This is a genomic window from Sagittula sp. S175 (genome assembly GCF_049800975.1).
In the GTDB taxonomy this organism is placed as follows: Bacteria; Pseudomonadota; Alphaproteobacteria; order Rhodobacterales; family Rhodobacteraceae; genus Sagittula.
The window spans coordinates 1-16,332 of sequence record NZ_JBNAGB010000045.1 but is presented as its reverse complement, the minus strand read 5'-3'; the positions used below and the strand labels follow the sequence as shown (position 1 = coordinate 16,332).

18 protein-coding genes, 2 tRNA genes and 2 pseudogenes are annotated in these 16,332 nt (G+C 62.0%); 9 read left to right on the top strand and 13 right to left on the bottom strand.

Going from position 1 to position 16,332, the window contains the following annotated elements; translation table 11 throughout:
• From ACP16H_RS25870 to pdxH, 5 genes and pseudogenes are all read right to left on the bottom strand, one after another.
• Window positions 1-143: pseudogene (locus ACP16H_RS25870) on the bottom strand (IS5/IS1182 family transposase); the annotation flags it as partial.
• 208 nt (window positions 144-351) lie between these two features.
• Window positions 352-428, bottom strand: a tRNA-Pro gene (locus tag ACP16H_RS25865).
• Between the two features lie 57 nt (window positions 429-485).
• Window positions 486-1,028: a DUF192 domain-containing protein gene (locus ACP16H_RS25860; protein ID WP_425075036.1), complete on the bottom strand. Its 543-nt coding sequence runs from the start codon at window positions 1,026-1,028 to the stop codon at window positions 486-488.
• Window positions 1,004-1,531, bottom strand: coding sequence for a cold-shock protein (locus ACP16H_RS25855; RefSeq protein WP_425075035.1), 528 nt, complete (start codon window positions 1,529-1,531; stop codon window positions 1,004-1,006). Before ACP16H_RS25855 ends, ACP16H_RS25860 begins: the two co-directional genes overlap by 25 nt.
• 171 nt (window positions 1,532-1,702) lie before the next feature.
• Complete coding sequence (pdxH, locus tag ACP16H_RS25850; RefSeq protein WP_425075034.1) at window positions 1,703-2,359, bottom strand: pyridoxamine 5'-phosphate oxidase; 657 nt, start codon at window positions 2,357-2,359, stop codon at window positions 1,703-1,705.
• 83 nt (window positions 2,360-2,442) lie between these two features.
• Between pdxH and fabI the strand changes: the two genes are divergently transcribed.
• Together fabI and gpt are read left to right on the top strand one after the other, a co-directional pair.
• Window positions 2,443-3,249: an enoyl-ACP reductase FabI gene (gene fabI, locus ACP16H_RS25845; protein WP_425075033.1), complete on the top strand. Its 807-nt coding sequence runs from the start codon at window positions 2,443-2,445 to the stop codon at window positions 3,247-3,249.
• Between the two features lie 146 nt (window positions 3,250-3,395).
• Window positions 3,396-3,902 (top strand): xanthine phosphoribosyltransferase, encoded by a 507-nt coding sequence (gpt, locus tag ACP16H_RS25840; protein ID WP_425075032.1) that lies wholly within the window; start codon window positions 3,396-3,398, stop codon window positions 3,900-3,902.
• 116 nt (window positions 3,903-4,018) lie between these two features.
• On the opposite strand, the gene ACP16H_RS25835 is transcribed toward gpt, so the two are convergent.
• Entirely contained in the window at window positions 4,019-4,879 is an 861-nt protein-coding gene (locus ACP16H_RS25835) for an SDR family oxidoreductase (RefSeq protein WP_425075031.1), read from the bottom strand.
• A gap of 97 nt (window positions 4,880-4,976) precedes the next feature.
• On the opposite strand from ACP16H_RS25835, the gene ACP16H_RS25830 reads away from it, so the two are divergent.
• The 4 genes from ACP16H_RS25830 to trpE all read left to right on the top strand — a co-directional run bounded on the left by ACP16H_RS25830 (window position 4,977) and on the right by trpE (window position 10,061).
• The gene (locus tag ACP16H_RS25830; protein WP_425075030.1) at window positions 4,977-5,375 is read left to right on the top strand and encodes a winged helix-turn-helix transcriptional regulator; all 399 of its coding nucleotides are present in this window, start codon (window positions 4,977-4,979) and stop codon (window positions 5,373-5,375) included.
• 86 nt (window positions 5,376-5,461) lie between these two features.
• On the top strand, window positions 5,462-6,652 hold the full coding sequence (locus tag ACP16H_RS25825) for an aminotransferase (RefSeq protein ID WP_425075029.1): 1,191 nt from the start codon (window positions 5,462-5,464) through the stop codon (window positions 6,650-6,652).
• Window positions 6,653-6,683: 31 nt separating this feature from the next.
• Window positions 6,684-8,531 (top strand): peptidyl-prolyl cis-trans isomerase, encoded by a 1,848-nt coding sequence (locus ACP16H_RS25820; RefSeq protein ID WP_425075028.1) that lies wholly within the window; start codon window positions 6,684-6,686, stop codon window positions 8,529-8,531.
• A gap of 15 nt (window positions 8,532-8,546) precedes the next feature.
• Complete coding sequence (trpE, locus tag ACP16H_RS25815) at window positions 8,547-10,061, top strand: anthranilate synthase component I (RefSeq protein ID WP_425075027.1); 1,515 nt, start codon at window positions 8,547-8,549, stop codon at window positions 10,059-10,061.
• Between the two features lie 293 nt (window positions 10,062-10,354).
• Here trpE and ACP16H_RS25810 read toward each other — a convergent pair whose 3' ends face one another.
• Window positions 10,355-10,759, bottom strand: a complete 405-nt coding sequence (locus tag ACP16H_RS25810) for a SufE family protein (RefSeq protein ID WP_425075026.1) — start codon at window positions 10,757-10,759, stop codon at window positions 10,355-10,357.
• Between the two features lie 115 nt (window positions 10,760-10,874).
• Here ACP16H_RS25810 and ACP16H_RS25805 point away from each other — a divergent pair, with 115 nt between their 5' ends.
• Window positions 10,875-11,387 (top strand): hypothetical protein, encoded by a 513-nt coding sequence (locus tag ACP16H_RS25805; RefSeq protein ID WP_425075025.1) that lies wholly within the window; start codon window positions 10,875-10,877, stop codon window positions 11,385-11,387.
• A gap of 77 nt (window positions 11,388-11,464) precedes the next feature.
• On the opposite strand, the gene rnd is transcribed toward ACP16H_RS25805, so the two are convergent.
• The 6 genes from rnd to ACP16H_RS25775 all read right to left on the bottom strand — a co-directional run bounded on the left by rnd (window position 11,465) and on the right by ACP16H_RS25775 (window position 15,739).
• The gene (gene rnd / locus ACP16H_RS25800; RefSeq protein ID WP_425075024.1) at window positions 11,465-12,619 is read right to left on the bottom strand and encodes a ribonuclease D; all 1,155 of its coding nucleotides are present in this window, start codon (window positions 12,617-12,619) and stop codon (window positions 11,465-11,467) included.
• 82 nt (window positions 12,620-12,701) lie between these two features.
• A complete protein-coding gene (gene purN / locus ACP16H_RS25795) occupies window positions 12,702-13,292 on the bottom strand; it encodes a phosphoribosylglycinamide formyltransferase (protein ID WP_425075023.1) in 591 nt (196 codons plus the stop codon).
• Entirely contained in the window at window positions 13,289-14,335 is a 1,047-nt protein-coding gene (gene purM, locus ACP16H_RS25790; protein WP_425075022.1) for a phosphoribosylformylglycinamidine cyclo-ligase, read from the bottom strand. The genes purN and purM overlap by 4 nt, the downstream gene beginning before the upstream one ends.
• 99 nt (window positions 14,336-14,434) lie before the next feature.
• On the bottom strand, window positions 14,435-14,797 hold the full coding sequence (locus tag ACP16H_RS25785; protein WP_425075021.1) for a hypothetical protein: 363 nt from the start codon (window positions 14,795-14,797) through the stop codon (window positions 14,435-14,437).
• Between the two features lie 6 nt (window positions 14,798-14,803).
• A complete protein-coding gene (locus tag ACP16H_RS25780) occupies window positions 14,804-15,271 on the bottom strand; it encodes a hypothetical protein (protein WP_425075020.1) in 468 nt (155 codons plus the stop codon).
• 252 nt (window positions 15,272-15,523) lie between these two features.
• Window positions 15,524-15,739 (bottom strand): DUF2945 domain-containing protein, encoded by a 216-nt coding sequence (locus ACP16H_RS25775; RefSeq protein ID WP_425075019.1) that lies wholly within the window; start codon window positions 15,737-15,739, stop codon window positions 15,524-15,526.
• A 110-nt stretch (window positions 15,740-15,849) separates the two neighbouring features.
• Here ACP16H_RS25775 and ACP16H_RS25770 point away from each other — a divergent pair.
• A tRNA-Ile gene (locus ACP16H_RS25770) sits at window positions 15,850-15,926 on the top strand.
• A gap of 263 nt (window positions 15,927-16,189) precedes the next feature.
• Window positions 16,190-16,332 (top strand): annotated as a pseudogene (locus ACP16H_RS25765) (IS5/IS1182 family transposase); the annotation flags it as partial.

Below are 16,332 nucleotides of genomic sequence, written 5' to 3'. Positions count from 1 at the left end.
TGTCGGCCGCGTTTGCCGGTCGGCGCAGCATCCCAGATCATCTCGGGATCGAACCAGATTGTCAGCGAGCCTCGACGCTTGAGCGCTTCATTATAGGCTGGCCAGTTCCTGGTCTTGTAGGTCGGGGGTGTGGGTCTGCTCATGTCGTCCAGCTACCACGCTGGATTCACGACATGAATCCCTCACAGGATTTGTGCAACAGAGCCCAGTAACCCCAATATCTCTTGGGGTTTGCCACAGCTTCGTCGCAGCCAGTGACACCGCACGGGTTAGCGTGCGTTTGAACGCCGGAAGGCGGAAGGCGGAAGTTCGCACGGAAATGAAGTGCTAACACGACAACAGGAACGGAAATGGTCGGGGAGGCGAGATTCGAACTCACGGCCTTCTGTACCCAAAACAGACGCGCTACCAGGCTGCGCTACACCCCGACTGGCCGTTCATGTAACGGCACCGCGCGCCGATGAAAAGCCGATTCTGCGGATAAATTACTCGCACGGCCAAGCGCCCTCCTCGATCAACGGATGACGCAACTCGGTGCCCGGCGTGATGTGGAGCATCGCGGCCAGACCGCCGTTGATCTCAAGGACATACTGGATCATGCCCTCACCCGGGATTGCTGTCAGGTCACCCGGAATGGCATTGGAGTGGACATTCTGGACCACCCCACGTGCGTCGGCAAAAATCATGTCGAGCGGGATCAGCGTGTTCTTCATCCAGAAGGCCACCTGCTGCGGACGTTCGTAGACGAAAAGCATGCCTTTGCTTGTCGGCATCTTTTCCACGAACATCAGCCCCTTGTTGCGTTCCTCGGGAGTCACGGCAAGGTCGACGGTGAACCGGGCCTGCCCGAAATCACCGCGCAGGTTCAGAGTGTTGTCCGCACAGACCGAAACACCCTGCTCCTCCGCACGAACCGCCGAAGGAGCCAACGTGACGCAGGTCACGAGGCTCAAGACGATAACAGAAACCAACGGAAAAGACCTGCCCTTGGCAGGTCCGGTCCTTAACGAGCCAATGCGGCTTCCCATGCGTTCACTTCCATCGCCATGCGGCCGCGTCGACCGTCAACCACACGGATCGCCAGGGCTTCGCCCGGCTGCAGATCCGAGAGGCCTGAACGACGCAGGACCTCGATATGAATGAACACATCCTCCGGCTTTCCGAAGACATTTGCAAAGCCAAATCCCTTGGCCTTGTCAAACCACTTCACCCGGGCAGGCTCCAGCTCGGCAGACGCGATGACGTCGGGATCGAGGTGTTCGAAATCTGCAAGAGGCGCCCCCTCAGGAGCATCCGGCGGCTGGATCTTCAGGACCTGAGTGGCTTGTACGCCTCGATCTGTCTTTTGCACCTCGATCTCGATGGTGGCACCGTCGGCCACGGAGCTTTGACCGAAGTTCCGCAGCACATTCGCGTGCAACAGGATGTCAGGACCGCCCTCATCTGCGACGACAAAGCCGAAGCCCTTCACCGGATCGAACCATTTCACTTTACCGGCGACAACACGGACGCCATTTGACTGATGTTCCACTGTATTCCCACGCAATAAACATATCCCCGAGTACATTTCTGAAACAAACCCGGATGCATGCGCAAGGCATCCACCGGGCTGATTTGTGTCAGCATGATTAACGATATATTAACGCAACGCGCCTCAGGCATTTCATGTGACGTGAAAAACAGTTTATATATCAACCCCTTATCACGGGTTGAGACGGGTGACCTGCCATGCGTGATTTTCCGCCGACCTGACCCAACGGTATCGGTCATGTAGCCGAAAGGCCCCGTCAGCCCAGAACTCTATCTCATACGGAAGTATACGAAATCCTCCCCAAAAGGGTGGGCGCTTTGGGTTCGGACCCTGTGTTGTGGTGACCTTCGCAACCTCGGCCATGAGATGAGCGCGACTCGCCAAGGGTTGGCTCTGGTGTGAGGCCCAGGCGCCGAGGCGCGACTTCAGCGACCGGGAGTTATAGTAGTCGTCGGCCTTTGGCCCCTCTTCGCGCGTCACCGTCCCCCTGACGCGGATCTGACGCCGCAACGATTTCCAGTGCATCACGAACGCGGCCTTGCCGGCCTGCTCGATCTCCTGCGCCTTCACGCTTCCGTAATTGGTGTAGAAAACAAACGCATTGTCCTCGATCTCCTTCAGGAGAACCATCCGAACGTTGGGCATGCCCTCCCCATCAACGGTGGCCACCGCGATGGCATTGGGATCGTTGATTTCGGTCATTTCCGCTTCGGCCAGCCAGTGCCGCGCGATGACGAATGGATCATCCCCCGCAAAGATGCCGTCTCTGTCACTCATTTCAGTCTCCTGCCTGCAGTCTCTTGCCCTGCGCGCCTGACGCAAAGTCATGGTTTCCCACCTTTGCGCCCTTGATGGGCCGATAGCGATACCCTAAACGGGCGCGTACTGACGATCTGGTGGAAGGGGCGATCATGTCAAACGGGTTGATGGCGGGCAAGCGTGGCCTCATCATGGGGCTGGCCAACGACAAGTCGATTGCCTGGGGCATCGCAAAGGCCCTGAGCGACGCGGGCGCGGAGCTGGCGTTCTCCTACCAAGGCGAAGCGCTGAAGAAGCGCGTCGATCCGCTGGCAGAGCAGCTGGGTTCAAAGATCGTCCTGCCTTGTGACGTGGGCGACGAAGGCTCCATCGACATGCTCTTTGACTCGCTGGGTCAGGAATGGGACAGCCTCGACTTTGTCGTGCATGCGATCGGGTTCTCGGACAAGAACGAACTGCGTGGTCGCTACGTGGACACGTCGCGCGGCAACTTTGCGCTGACCATGGATATATCCGTCTACAGCTTCACCGCCGTGATGCAGCGCGCGGAAAAGCTGATGAAGAATGGCGGCTCGGCGATCACGCTGACCTACTATGGCGCCGAGCGCATCATGCCGCATTACAACGTCATGGGCGTGGCCAAAGCTGCACTGGAGGCTTCTGTGCGCTACATGGCTGAGGACCTCGGCAAGGACGGCATCCGCGTCAACGCGATCTCCGCCGGCCCGATCAAGACTTTGGCGGCCTCCGGGATCGGTGATTTCCGCTACATCATGAAGTGGAACGAGTACAACTCGCCACTGCGCCGCAACGTGACGATCGACGATGTCGGTGGCTCTGCGTTGTATTTGCTGTCGGACCTGTCGAACGGTGTCACCGGCGAGACGCATCATGTCGACAGCGGCTATCACGTCGTCGGCATGAAAGCCGTGGACGCGCCCGATATCCAGAAAGGCTGACAACCGGGCGGTGCAACCGAAGTCTTGAAAAGACTTCGGGGCGGAAACTTTTCAAGTTTCCGATGCGTCGCGCAAGGCCGGCGGGCTTGTCTGCCCCCGGTCGTCTGTCCTAAATCGACGGGATTCTGACATTTGAGGGCTTCGCCATGGACAACCGCCTGCCGCACGAAAAGGGTTTTCACGTCAGCTGGGATCAGCTGCACCGCGATGCACGGGCTCTGGCCTGGCGTCTTCAGGGGCTTGGCCCGGACGACGGCGCATGGCGGGCCGTGGTGGCCATAACGCGCGGTGGCATGGCCCCGGCGATGATCGTTGCGCGAGAGTTGGACATCCGGATGGTTGATACGATTTCGGTCAAGTCTTACAACCACCAGACCCAGAGCGAACCCAAGGTCATCAAGTCCCCGGACATGGATGTGATCGGCGACGGGACTGGCGTTTTGGTGGTCGACGACCTCGTCGATACCGGGCGCACACTCGAAGTCGTGCGAAAGCACATGCCCAAGGCGCATGTTGCCACGGTTTATGCCAAGCCGATGGGCAAGCCGCAGGTGAACACCTATGTCACCGAGGTGAGCCAGGACACCTGGATCTTCTTCCCGTGGGACATGGCGCTGCAATACGTGAAGCCTTACCACGGCGCCGACGACTGACCTCAGCCCGAGGGATTGTGTCGACTGGCTCGAGAGATAAACTTGGGGGAAGCTCTGCTTCCCCCAAAACCCCCATTGAGGTATTTTCATCAAGATGAAGGTGAGAGCCGCCACTTTCAGGCGATGGCGGTTCTCAGGGTATCTTGCCACGGGGTGGTCGGATGCCCGATCAGGCGCGACAACGTGTTGTCGGAGCTGTGCAATCCGCCTTTGGCGGCCCCTGCATCGCTGTCCGCCAGCATCCTGGCAACAGGAACGGGAAGTCCCGCCTGCTCGAGCGCAGTGGCATACTCTGCTTCGGGCAGATTGACGTAGGGAATTTCCTTTCCGGCGATGTCCGATATCTGCGCAGCAAATTCACCAAGTGTGTAACTGTCGTCGCCCGCCAACTCATAGACCGTACCGGAAGCGGGCAGATCCCCTTTCAGCAAGGCAGCGGCGGCCTCTGCATAATCCTTGCGGGCCGCAGAAGAGATCCGACCGTCGCCTGCCGCGCCATACAACGCGCCCAATTGGAGCGCAGACCCCGCGCCCATGGCATAATTCTCTGTATACCAACCGTTGCGCAGGACTGCGTAATGCAGTCCGGACGCGGCCAATGCGTTTTCCGTGGCAACGTGTTCGCCGGGCAGGATCGTCAGCGGCGAGGCTTTTGCGTTGAGGATCGAGGTGTAAGCGATGAACGGGACGCCAGCGGCCTTGGCGGCCTCGATGACATTGGTGTGCTGGGTCGCGCGTTCGCCGACTTCGGACGATGAGATCAACAGCAGCCGCTCCACGCCGGCCAAGGCTTTGCGCAGGGCGTCGGGTTCGGTATATGCGGCGATCCGGGTTGTGACGCCCTTTGCCTCCAGCGGACCTGCGGCGCCGGGGCGGCGGATCAGGGCGGCGATCTCTGCCGGGTTCTCGGTCTTCAGCAACGCGTCGATGACGAGGGTGCCCAGCTGCCCGCTGGCTCCGGTGACGAGATATTTCATGGGTTTTGCCTTTCTGCGATGTTCTGAGTGGTCGCGAATCGTGATATGGTCTCATATGTAGACCGGCACACCGGACCCGTGAAGGAGGCACCATTTCATGACCAGGGCACATTCAGGTAACCTTCTGTTCTCCGATGCGCCAATGGGCGCGCCTGAACACAAGGGTGACTGTCCGATCCGTGATGTGCTGGCATTGGTGGGACAGAAGTGGACTTTGCTGATCCTCATCGCGCTGGAGGCGGAGCCGCGCCGTTTTTCAGCGCTGCAACGGGTTGTAGGGGACATCTCGAAGCGGATGTTGACACAGACCCTTCGTGATCTGGAACGCGACGGATTGATTTCACGCGCGGTGTTTCCGACAAAGCCGCCCTCGGTGGAATATGACCTGACCGATCTCGGGCGCTCCGCGCTTGCCCCCATTGCCGCATTGAAGGATTGGGCGAACGACAACCACCCGTCGATCCGCGCCGCGCGGAGCCGCTTCGACGCCGCCTGACCCGGGCTTGCGGCCCCACGTTTCGAGGTGGGCTTGCACCCTGCCCCATGCTCTGCCAGCTTCGCCGCGACACCATGAGGCGCTCCATGACGACACGCACCGAAGCCACTTTCTTCCCGCCCATCCCGGAGGCGCAGCGCTGGTTGCATGGCGTGTCCTTTCCCCAGGACCGGCCGCTCATCAACCTTGCGCAGGCCGCCCCTGCCGATCCGCCGCCCGCCCCGATGCTGGCCGCCATGGCCGAAATGCTGGCCGAGCCAACAAGCCACCTTTACGGCCCCGTGCTGGGCCACCCGGCCCTGCGCACCGCATTGGCCGAGGACTGGGCGCGCCATTACGGCGGGACGCTTTACGCAGAAAACTTCGGGATCACCGCAGGTTGCAATCAGGCCTTCGCCGCAGCTCTGACCGCCCTGACCACTGAAGGCGATGAAGTCCTTCTCCCGGTGCCGTGGTATTTCAATCACAAGATGTGGCTGGACATGAGCGGCGTGCGCGCCGTGCCGCTGCCCTGCAACGACGGCCTGATCCCTGACGTCGAGGCTGCCCGCGCGCTGATTACACCGCGCACCCGCGCCATCGCCATTGTCACCCCGAACAATCCCACCGGGGTCGAATATCCGGCCCCGGTGCTCCGCGCGCTGTATGACCTCTGCCGCCAGGCAGGCATAAAGCTGATCGTCGATGAGACCTACCGCGATTTCGATTCCCGCAGCGGCGCGCCGCACGACCTCCTGACGGATCCAGACTGGGACCAGACCCTTGTTCAGCTTTACAGTTTTTCCAAGGCCTACCGCCTGACCGGTCACCGGGTCGGCGCGATCATCGCGGCTTCTGACCTGTTGCACCAGGTCGAGAAGTTTCAGGACACCGTCGCCATCTGCGCGCCCCCCTTCGGCCAAAAGGCAGCGCTTTGGGGCCTGGAGAACCTCGCCCAGTGGAAGGCCGAACAACGGGACGAGATCCTGGCGCGCCGAAATACGCTGGCCGCGGCCTTTCAACCGCTCGCGGATCAGGGCTGGAAACTGCGCGGCCTCGGCGCCTACTTCGCATACGTGGAACACCCCTTCTCGATGGGATCTGCCGACCTCGCGCCGCTTCTCGTGCAGAAGGCCCAGGCGCTGGTTCTGCCCGCCACAATGTTCACGCCTGCGGGCGACCCTACGGGTGACCGCTGCCTGCGCGTGGCCTTCGCCAACGCAGACGCCGACCGCCTCCGGACCTTCGTGAGCCGGCTCGCGGAACTGGACCTTGCACGCCTCCGCCCCGCGTCATAGACAGTGCCGAACCAGCGCTGGGAGGCAGGAAATGGCTAGAAAATCGGGCGGTGCGGGCAAAACGGCAGGCTACATCCTTCTGGGCATGCTGCTGCTGGGCCTCGGCGGCTTTGGTGCGACCAATTTCGGTGGCGCGGTCAGCAGCATCGGCGCCGTGGGCGAGACCGAGATCAGCGCGCAGGATTACTTCCGCAACATCCGCTCCGAGATCAACGCGGTGCAGGCGCAGACCGGACAGCCTCTGACCTTCATTCAGGCGCGCGCCCAAGGCATCCCCGATGCTGTGCTCAGCCGTATGGTGATCTCCGCCGCCATGCAGAACGAAGCCGCGCAAATGGGTCTGTCGGTCGGCGACGACCGCGTCGCGCAGGACATCCGCGAGATCCCCGCCTTTCAAGGCGTTGATGGCCAGTTCAATCGCGAAAACTACCGTCTGGCCTTGGAGAACGCCGGGTTTACCGAGCGCCAATTCGAAGAGAACCTGCGCGCAGAAAGTGCGGCCTCTCTTCTGCAAAGCGCCGTACAGGGCGGCATCAAGCTGCCCGATACCTATATCAACGCACTTATCTCCTATGCAGGGGAACGCCGCGCTGTGACCTGGGCGGAGGTTGGCACCGGGACCGGCTTTGACGAAGGCCTGCCCAGCCCGACCGACGACGAACTGCGCGCCTTCTTCGAGGCCAACATCGCCGACTACACCCGGCCGGAGACAAAGCAGATCACCTACGCTTGGCTCACCCCCGCGATGATCGTCGGCACGGTCGAGGTCGAGGAAGACCTTCTGCGCAAAGCCTACGAAGAGCGTAAGGCGGAATTCAACATGCCCGAGCGTCGCCTTGTCGAACGTCTCGTGATGCCGAACGAAGCCGTCGCTCAGGACGCCGCCGAGCGCATCGCAGCCGGCACCGTGACCTTCGAGGACGTGGTGGCAGAGCGCGAGCTTGACCTCGCAGACATTGACCTTGGCGACGTGACCCGAGACGATCTGGGTGACGCGGGTGAGGCCGTATTTTCCGCCAATATCGGTGACGTGGTGCAGGCCCCCTCGAACCTCGGTCCGTCGCTCTTTCGCGTCAATGCCGTGCTAGAGGCACAGAACACCTCCTTCGAGGACGCCCAGGCCGACCTGCGTGACGTGCTGGCGCTGGACAAGGCCCGCCGCGTGATCGCAGGCCAGATGACCGTCTTCGACGAAGAGCTGGCCGCCGGTGTCACCCTGGAAGAACTGGCAGAGACCACGGACCTGCAACTAGGACAGATCGGCTGGACCGGCGACAACGCCGAGGACATCGCAGGCTACGAGGCTTTCGCAGCCAAGGCCAACGAAGCCGCCGCCGAAGATTATCCCGAAATTGCCGAACTGGGCGACGGCGGCCTCTTTGCGCTGCGTGTCGACGAGGTTCAGGCCCCCGCGCCCTACGTCTTCGACGACGTGAAGGACCGCGTCCAGGCCGCGTGGGAACAGAACGCCCGCCAAGAGGCCCGTGCGTCACAGGCCGAAGAGTTGAAAACCCAGCTGACCGGCGACACCACTTTCGAATCCTTGGGTCTCACTCCGCGCAGCCAGCCCAACCTGACCCGCACGTCCTTCGGCGCTCAATTGCCGCCGGATGCCTTGACCGCGATCTTCACCATGCAGCCCGGCGACGTGACCGTGCTTAAGGGCAACGGCTCCGCATGGCTTCTGCGTCTTGACGAGATCATCGCCGCCGACCTCAATGACGAGGCCGCAGGTCAGATGCGCCAGTTCTTTGCCGCACAGGCAGATCAGGACCTCGCGCAGGACGTCTACCGCGCGGTCGCGCTGGACATTCAAGCCCGCGCCGGGGTGACCATCGACCAGGCGGCTGTGAACGCCGTGCACGCCAACTTCCAGTAACAGGGACAACGTTTCATGTCCGCGCTGACCCCTACCTATGACGCCTTTGCCGAGGCCTACGCCAAGGGCCTGAACCAGGTCGTATACACCCGCCTCGCAGCGGACCTCGACACTCCGGTGTCGCTGATGCTGAAGCTGACCGGCGCGGCCAAGGACGCCTTCGTTCTGGAATCAGTGACCGGCGGCGAAGTGCGCGGACGTTACTCGATCATCGGAATGAAGCCGGATCTGATCTGGAAATGCCACGGACAAAAGGCGCAGCTGAACCGCATGGCGCGATTTGACTCCGAGGCCTTTCAGCCCTGCGCCGACGACCCGCTGACCGCCCTGCGCGCCCTTCTGGCCGAGTCAAGGATCGACCTTCCCGAAGGTTTGCCACAAGCGGCCGCTGGCCTCTTTGGCTACCTTGGCTATGACATGATCCGGCTGGTGGAGCGCCTGCCCAATGTGAACCCCGATCCTCTCGGCTTGCCGGACGCCGTACTGATGCGCCCTTCAGTCATCGCAGTTCTGGACGGCGTCAAGGGCGAGGTTACCGTGGTATCCCCCGCATGGGTGCAGGACGGAGTCTCGGCCAAGGCCGCCTATGCGCAGGCCGCCGAACGCGTCATGGATGCGGTGCGCGATCTGGAACGCGCCATGCCGCAGGCCTCGCGCGATCTGGGCGACGCCGCCGAACTGGGCGAACCCGTGTCGAACTTCACCCGCGAGGGCTACAAGGACGCGGTGAACAAGGCGAAGGAATACATCAAGGCTGGCGACATCTTTCAGGTGGTGCCGTCGCAGCGCTGGACGCAGCCCTTCCCGCTGCCGCCCTTCGCGCTGTACCGCTCGCTGCGCCGAACGAACCCCTCGCCCTTCATGTTCTACTTCAACTTCGGCGGCTTCCAGGTGGTCGGTGCCTCGCCCGAGATACTCGTGCGCGTCTTCGGAAACGAAGTCACCATCCGCCCGATCGCAGGCACCCGCCCGCGCGGCGCGACGCCGGAAGAGGACAACGCTCTCGAAGCCGACCTGCTCGCGGACCAGAAAGAGCTGGCAGAACACCTCATGCTGCTCGACCTCGGCCGCAACGACACGGGCCGCGTGTCCAGGATCGGCACCGTCCGCCCGACCGAGAAGTTCATCATCGAACGCTACAGCCACGTGATGCACATTGTGTCCAACGTGGTGGGCGAACTGTCTCCGGACCACGACGCGCTGTCTGCCCTGCTGGCTGGGCTCCCCGCAGGGACCGTATCGGGCGCGCCGAAGGTCCGCGCCATGGAGATCATCGACGAGCTCGAACCTGAAAAACGCGGCGTATACGGCGGCGGTGTCGGCTACTTCAGCTCCGGAGGCGACATGGACATGTGCATCGCGCTCCGCACGGCCATTGTGAAGGACCAGAAACTCTACATTCAGGCTGGTGGTGGTGTCGTCTACGACAGCGATCCCGAAGCCGAGTACATGGAAACCGTCCACAAATCCAACGCCATCCGCCGAGCGGCTGCAGACGCGGCTCGTTTCACAGGCACTGGAAACCGCTGACAGGAGCTCGGGCGCTCTGCCCCCGTCTCCTTCGGAGACTCCCCCGAGGGTATTTGAAAAACCAAAGAAGCACCTGCCGGGTGCGCGTCCTTGAGCGAATCCACCCCCGGTCCCGATTTGCTTGAAACACGCACATGAGGGACGCGGGGGCTTCTTCGGTTTGCGGTCATCGGCTCCTCAGCCTGTACCGCAAAACCATAAGACACCATTAAGGTTAACGAACCCCTGCTTCTTTGGTTTTCCAAATACCCTCGGGGGTGAATTGGCCGCAGGACGAGAGGGGGCAGAGCCCCCTATGCCGCCGCGGTTTCGCGGATGCGTTCGATCATGGCGCGCAACCCGTTCGACCGCTGCGCTGACAGGTGGTCGTTCAGACCCAGACGCCCCAATTCCGAACGCGCATCCACTGCAGCGACTTCGGCCAACGGCAGACCATCGTATAGACGGTGCAGCAGAGCGATCAGGCCCTTCACGATCATCGCGTCGGAATCGCCTTGAAAACGAAAGACCCCGTTCTCCGGCGCGATGTGCAACCATACCTGACTTGCACATCCGTCGACCTTCGTCGCGGGCGCTTTCAGTGCTTCAGGCATCGGAGCCATGTCCTTGCCCATCTCGATCACCATGCGGTAGCGGTCTTCCCAGTCCTCCAGGAACTCGAAATCGTCCACCACCTCTTCGAATGCCGCCTGCGCCATGCTCGTCTCCTGTTTGCGAACGGGGTAAGGCCAGAGAAGCGAAAGGTCCAGACCCGAGGCTTTTCAAGCGGCCTTCTATAAGGTACTCGAAAGGGAATAAGGCAAGAGGCGCACGATGCAGAAATCCTTTTCCGTCCTGATCCTGTCAGCATTGGTGCTGACGAGTTGCGGAACCGTGCGCGAGTCGCGCCTCAATCCCTTCAACTGGTTCGGCAGCAGTACCGTTGTCCGCAACGATGTCCGCCCGGATACGGAAGGCTACAACCCACTGATCCCAGCGCGCCGGTCGTCAGTGTTCGAGCGCAACAAGGAGGCTCCTTACACTGGCCTTTATGTCGATGAGGTCACCGACTTGCAGGTCGAACGCCGCCCGGGTGGTGCGCTGATCCGCGCCACGGGCATCACCCGCTATCAAGGGCCGTACGGCGTCAAGCTGGTGAAGCTGGACAGCGAAAGCGACGCAGGCATCCTGACCTACGCACTGAAGGCCGAGCAATACGTGGCGCAGGTCGGTACACAGGCGTCGCGCAGCGTCACGGCAGCCGTCTGGGTCACCGACAACGAATTGGCCACCGTTGGCACGATCAACGTGAAGGGACGCAATAACACCCGTTCCACCCGTCGCTAAACCTCCGTCAGCAACACGAAAAAGCCGCCGCGGAGTGCTTCTCGCGGCGGCTTTTTCGTTAACAGTCCGACCGAACCTTACAGCTCGATCACCTCAACGTTCTTACCTTTGGCGGCCAGCGCGATCCGGCCTTCGCACAGACGCAGCGCGTCATCGCCGAACACCTCGCGCCGCCATCCTGACAGCGCGGGCACATTCCGCATCCCGGCCGCAATGGCGTCAAGATCGTTAGCAGGCGCAATCAGTTTGGATGCCACGCCAAAGCGCTCGGTCTTGGCCTTCAGCAGAACCCGCAGCAGGTCAGCCAAAGCCGGGTTCACCTGCAATTTGTCGGTGTCCCCTTCGACCTTGGGCAATTTGTCCTTGGCGCAATCCTGCCCCTTCTGAACTGCCTCCAGAATGCCATCCGCAATCGGCCCCTTGCGCGCCTCGCGCAGCAGCAGACGCGAGCGCCCCAACTCCCCTGCATTGGCCGGTTTGGTAGAGGCCAGTTCTACCAGCGCGTCGTCCTTGAACACCCGGTTGCGCGGGATGTTGCGTTCCTGCGCATAAGTCTCGCGGAAGGCCGCCAGTTCCCGCACGATGGCAAGGAACCGCGGGCTGTTCGACCGTGTCTTTACCCGCTGCCACGCGTCCTCGGGATGCGTCACATAGGTGTCGGGCGTGGTCAGCACGGCCAGTTCCTCGGACACCCAGCGGGCGCGGCCGGTCTCTTCCAGCTTGCCGGACAGGAATTCGTAGATCTGCCGCAGATGGGTCACGTCCGCCAGCGCATAAGTCTTTTGCGCATCGGTCAAAGGACGACGCGACCAGTCGGTAAAACGAGAGGACTTGTCCAGCTGCTGCTTGGCGATCCGCTTCACCAGCGTCTCGTAGCCCACCTGCTCGCCAAAGCCACAGACCATCGCCGCCACCTGCGTGTCGAACAGCGGCTGCGGGATCACCCCGTGATCGATGTAGAAGATCTCCAGATCCTGCCGTGCGGCGTGGAACACCTTGACGATGCTCTCGTCACGGAACACCTCCAGCAAAGGCTCCAGCGACAGGCCGTCGACCAGCGGGTCCACCAGTACGGCGGGACCGTCACGACCTGGCAAGGCCAACTGGATCAAACACAGCTTGGAATAGTAGGTGCGTTCGCGCAGGAACTCGGTGTCGACCGTGATATACGGCTGCCCCTTGGCCTGCTGACAAAATTCAAAAAGCTCTTCGGTGGTCGTCAATGTCTGCATGCACGGTCTTTTCTGTTTATCTGTGCGTCGCGCGGCGGTTCGTCCTTCATAGCCTATTTCCCCGCTTTGGGAAACGGAACCGTTACGGAAGGAAAAGCGGGCTTTTCTCACCCTCGACAAAGCGGCGCAGCACGGCCGGATACAGCCGGTGTTCCATGGTCAGCACGCGGGCCGCCAGTGTGTCGGGCGTGTCACCCGGCTCGACCGGAACGCGGCCTTGCCCCAGGATTGGACCATCGTCCAGCACCGGGGTCACCTCGTGGACGGTACACCCCGCCTCGGTATCCCCGGCCTCCAGCGCACGGGCGTGGGTGTGCAGCCCGGTGTACTTCGGCAACAGCGAGGGATGGATGTTCAGCATCTTGCCCGCCCAGCCATTCACGAACCCGGCGGTCAGCACCCGCATGAAACCGGCAAGGCAGATCAGGTCGGGCGCGTAGGGCGCCAGCGCCGCGTTCAGCGCGTCCTCGAAGGCGGGACGATCCTTGCCAAACGGCTTGTGGTCCACCGCGATGGTCGGCACGCCCATCTCGCGGGCGCGCACCAATCCCCCGGCATCCGCCTGGTTCGACAGCACGACGCAGGGCCGCGCGGGATGGTCGCCGGTCATGCTTTCGACCAGCTTCACCATGTTGGATCCGCCGCCGGAAACGAAAATCGCGACGCGTGTCACGCCAGCGTTCCGGTGTAGCTGACACCCTCGCCGTTGGTCACGGTGCCAAGGCGATAGACGGTCTCGCCCTCCGCCGCCAGCAACTCGGCCAGCGCATCGGCGCGGTCAGCCGAGACGACGCAGATCATGCCGACGCCGCAGTTGAAGGTTTTCAGCATCTCGTGTTCGGAAATCTGGCCCACGCCCTGCATCCACTTGAAGATGCCCGGCAGGTCCCAGCTGTCGAGGTCGATCTGCGCGCCGAGGCCCTCGGGCAGCACGCGCGGCAGGTTCTCGGTCAGGCCGCCGCCGGTGATATGCGCCAGCGCATGCACGCCGCCCGACCGCACCGCCGCGAGGGCTTGCTTGACGTAAAGACGCGTGGGCGTCAGCAGTTCCGCACCCAGCGTCTCGCCGCCCCACGGGCACGGCGCATCCCAGCCAAGGCCCGAGACCTCGACCAGCTTGCGCACGAGGCTATAGCCATTCGAGTGCACGCCGTTCGACGCGAGACCCAGCAGCACGTCGCCTTCGACCACGCCCTCGGGCAGCGCGGTACCACGCTCCATCGCGCCCACGGCAAAGCCCGCAAGGTCGAAGTCGCCCGCCGGATACATCCCGGGCATCTCCGCCGTCTCGCCGCCGATCAGCGCGCAGCCGGACAGCACGCAGCCCTCGGCGATCCCCTCGATGACGCGGGCGGCGGTCTCGGTGTCCAACTTGCCGGTGGCGAAATAGTCGAGGAAGAACAGAGGCTCCGCACCCTGGCAGACCAGATCGTTCACGCACATGGCAACGAGGTCGATGCCCACGCCGTCCACATGGCCGGTGTCGATGGCGATGCGCAGCTTGGTGCCCACACCGTCGGTCGCGCCGACGAGGATCGGATCGCTGTACCCTGCGTCCTTCAGATCGAAGAGTGCGCCGAACCCGCCGAGGCCGGACATCACGCCGGAGCGGTTGGTACGCTTGGCGGCAGGTTTGATCCGCTCGACCAGCGCGTTGCCCGCATCGATGTCCACGCCCGCCTGGGCATAGGTGAGACCGTTTTTACCGTCGCTCATGGTGTTCTCCGGAGGGCTGTGGGCGCTGTCATGCAAGTGTTGCGCCGCGCTTACCGCAAAGGTCGCCGCGCTGCAACGCCCCGGTGGCCATCGGAGCGTTCAGGCGTAGACGTCGCGCATGATGGCGTCGCGGTGTTCGGCCCAACCGGAGGTCATCTGATCGGCCAGCGGGCTGTCGAGCCATTTAGCATAAAGGGCCTTCCTGTCGTCGGACAGTTCCCACGCCTCGTTGAATTCGACGCGGTTGGCCTCGTTCACCGTCATCTCGCCGGTGCGCATGTCCAACACCTTGTAGGCTTCACCGTAGTTCATCGCATGAGGGCTGCTGTAAATCTCGATCGTCATCTCGATCTCGCCACGCTCGAATTCGGCCCAGCGTTTGGCCGTCAGGTCTGCGCGCACGGTCTGGTCCAACTCCTCAGTCCAGTCCGGAATTTCCGTCGGAATGTCCAGACCCTTCATCAACGCCTAAACCTCGGGATCGGCGGCCATCTCAAAGGCACGTTTGATATGGTTGATCTGGTGGGTGACCATGCCGTCGATCGTGTCTTCGATCAGTTCATCTCGCGACATGTCCATCCGTGCGCCAGGGCCGATAAAACCCCTGCCTTTCAAATTCATCTCGCCGGCAAGGCTTGCTGAAATGCTGAAATCATTATTCAGGTTGTCGGCCCTGTTTGCCTCGCGGCCCATGGAACCCATCAACATACGATCCTGAACGCTCAGGTCGGTCCAGTCGGTATCAAGCGGGATGTCGCGGCCCGGCTGACTGGACCAGAGTGCCTTGGTCCCGCGATTGACCGCTGCGACCTCGTTGGCGACGAGGGAGGCGATGGTGTCCAGCACCTTTTGCGTCTGCTCCGACAGGACGGGGTCCGGCACCGTGGCCACGGTGGGCGCGCTGTAAAAGCCGCTCATGTCCGCCGTTTTGGCCATGCGCGAAGGCTCCGAGCTGATCTTTGCGGGCTGCTCGGCAGAGGTGGCTTGCGGGCGAAACAGCGACAGCGTCGCCGTGGTCAGGGATTGGTTTACGAGCATGAGTCACTCCGGGGGCACGGGCCATGGCACCTAACAGGCCGCCATGACGGACAATACATGCCATAGTCATGGGCCCCCCACCCTTGACCGCAGCCTAACCCGCGCACCCGCAATTCTGCGAATTCAACAGGTTGCCTCCTCAACGGGTGCTCAGGCCTTCTTCAACTCGCTGCCCTTTTTCAGCACCTCGTCGCCGTCTTCGTGTTCGATCCGGTAGGCCGGGTTGTCGTCATCGGCGTCGCGGGTGACCTCGTTGCCCTTGATCTTCAGCGTGATCTTCCGCGTGTATTTCTTCTGCACGGTGCCGGTGCCTTCACCGTTGCCCCATTCCCATGTGACCTTGTCACCTTCGTCGAAGTCTTTCATCGCGTCTCTCCCTTGTGGTCCAAGGACAATGCGCGACGGCCAAACCCGTTCCCCGTCTTGACGCCCGCCCGCGCCGCGCATAATCAAACGGCTACAGGAAACTGTACGGTGGGCCTGTAGCTCAATTGGTTAGAGCAGGGCGCTCATAACGCCTTGGTTGCGGGTTCAAGTCCTGCCGGGCCTACCAGCCGCCTGAAGTTTTCTCTTCATTTCAGTTACTTGCCTTCCTTTTTGACGAACCTTGCAGGGTGGTTCGTCAAGTTTTGTTCTCCATCTGCCCCGCTCGGGAGACTCGCAATCGCTGCATCGGCCTTGGTCTTCCGGCCAAACGCCTCAATGTATTTCTGAGCCTGCTTGATGTCCTTGTGACCGCTGACCGACATGACCGGCTCTGTTGCACAAATCCTGTGAGGGATTCATGTCGTGAATCCAGCGTGGTAGCTGGACGACATGAGCAGACCCACACCCCCGACCTACAAGACCAGGAACTGGCCAGCCTATAATGAAGCGCTCAAGCGTCGAGGCTCGCTGACAATCTGGTTCGATCCCGAGATGATCTGGGATGCTGCGCCGACCGGCAAACGCGGCCGACA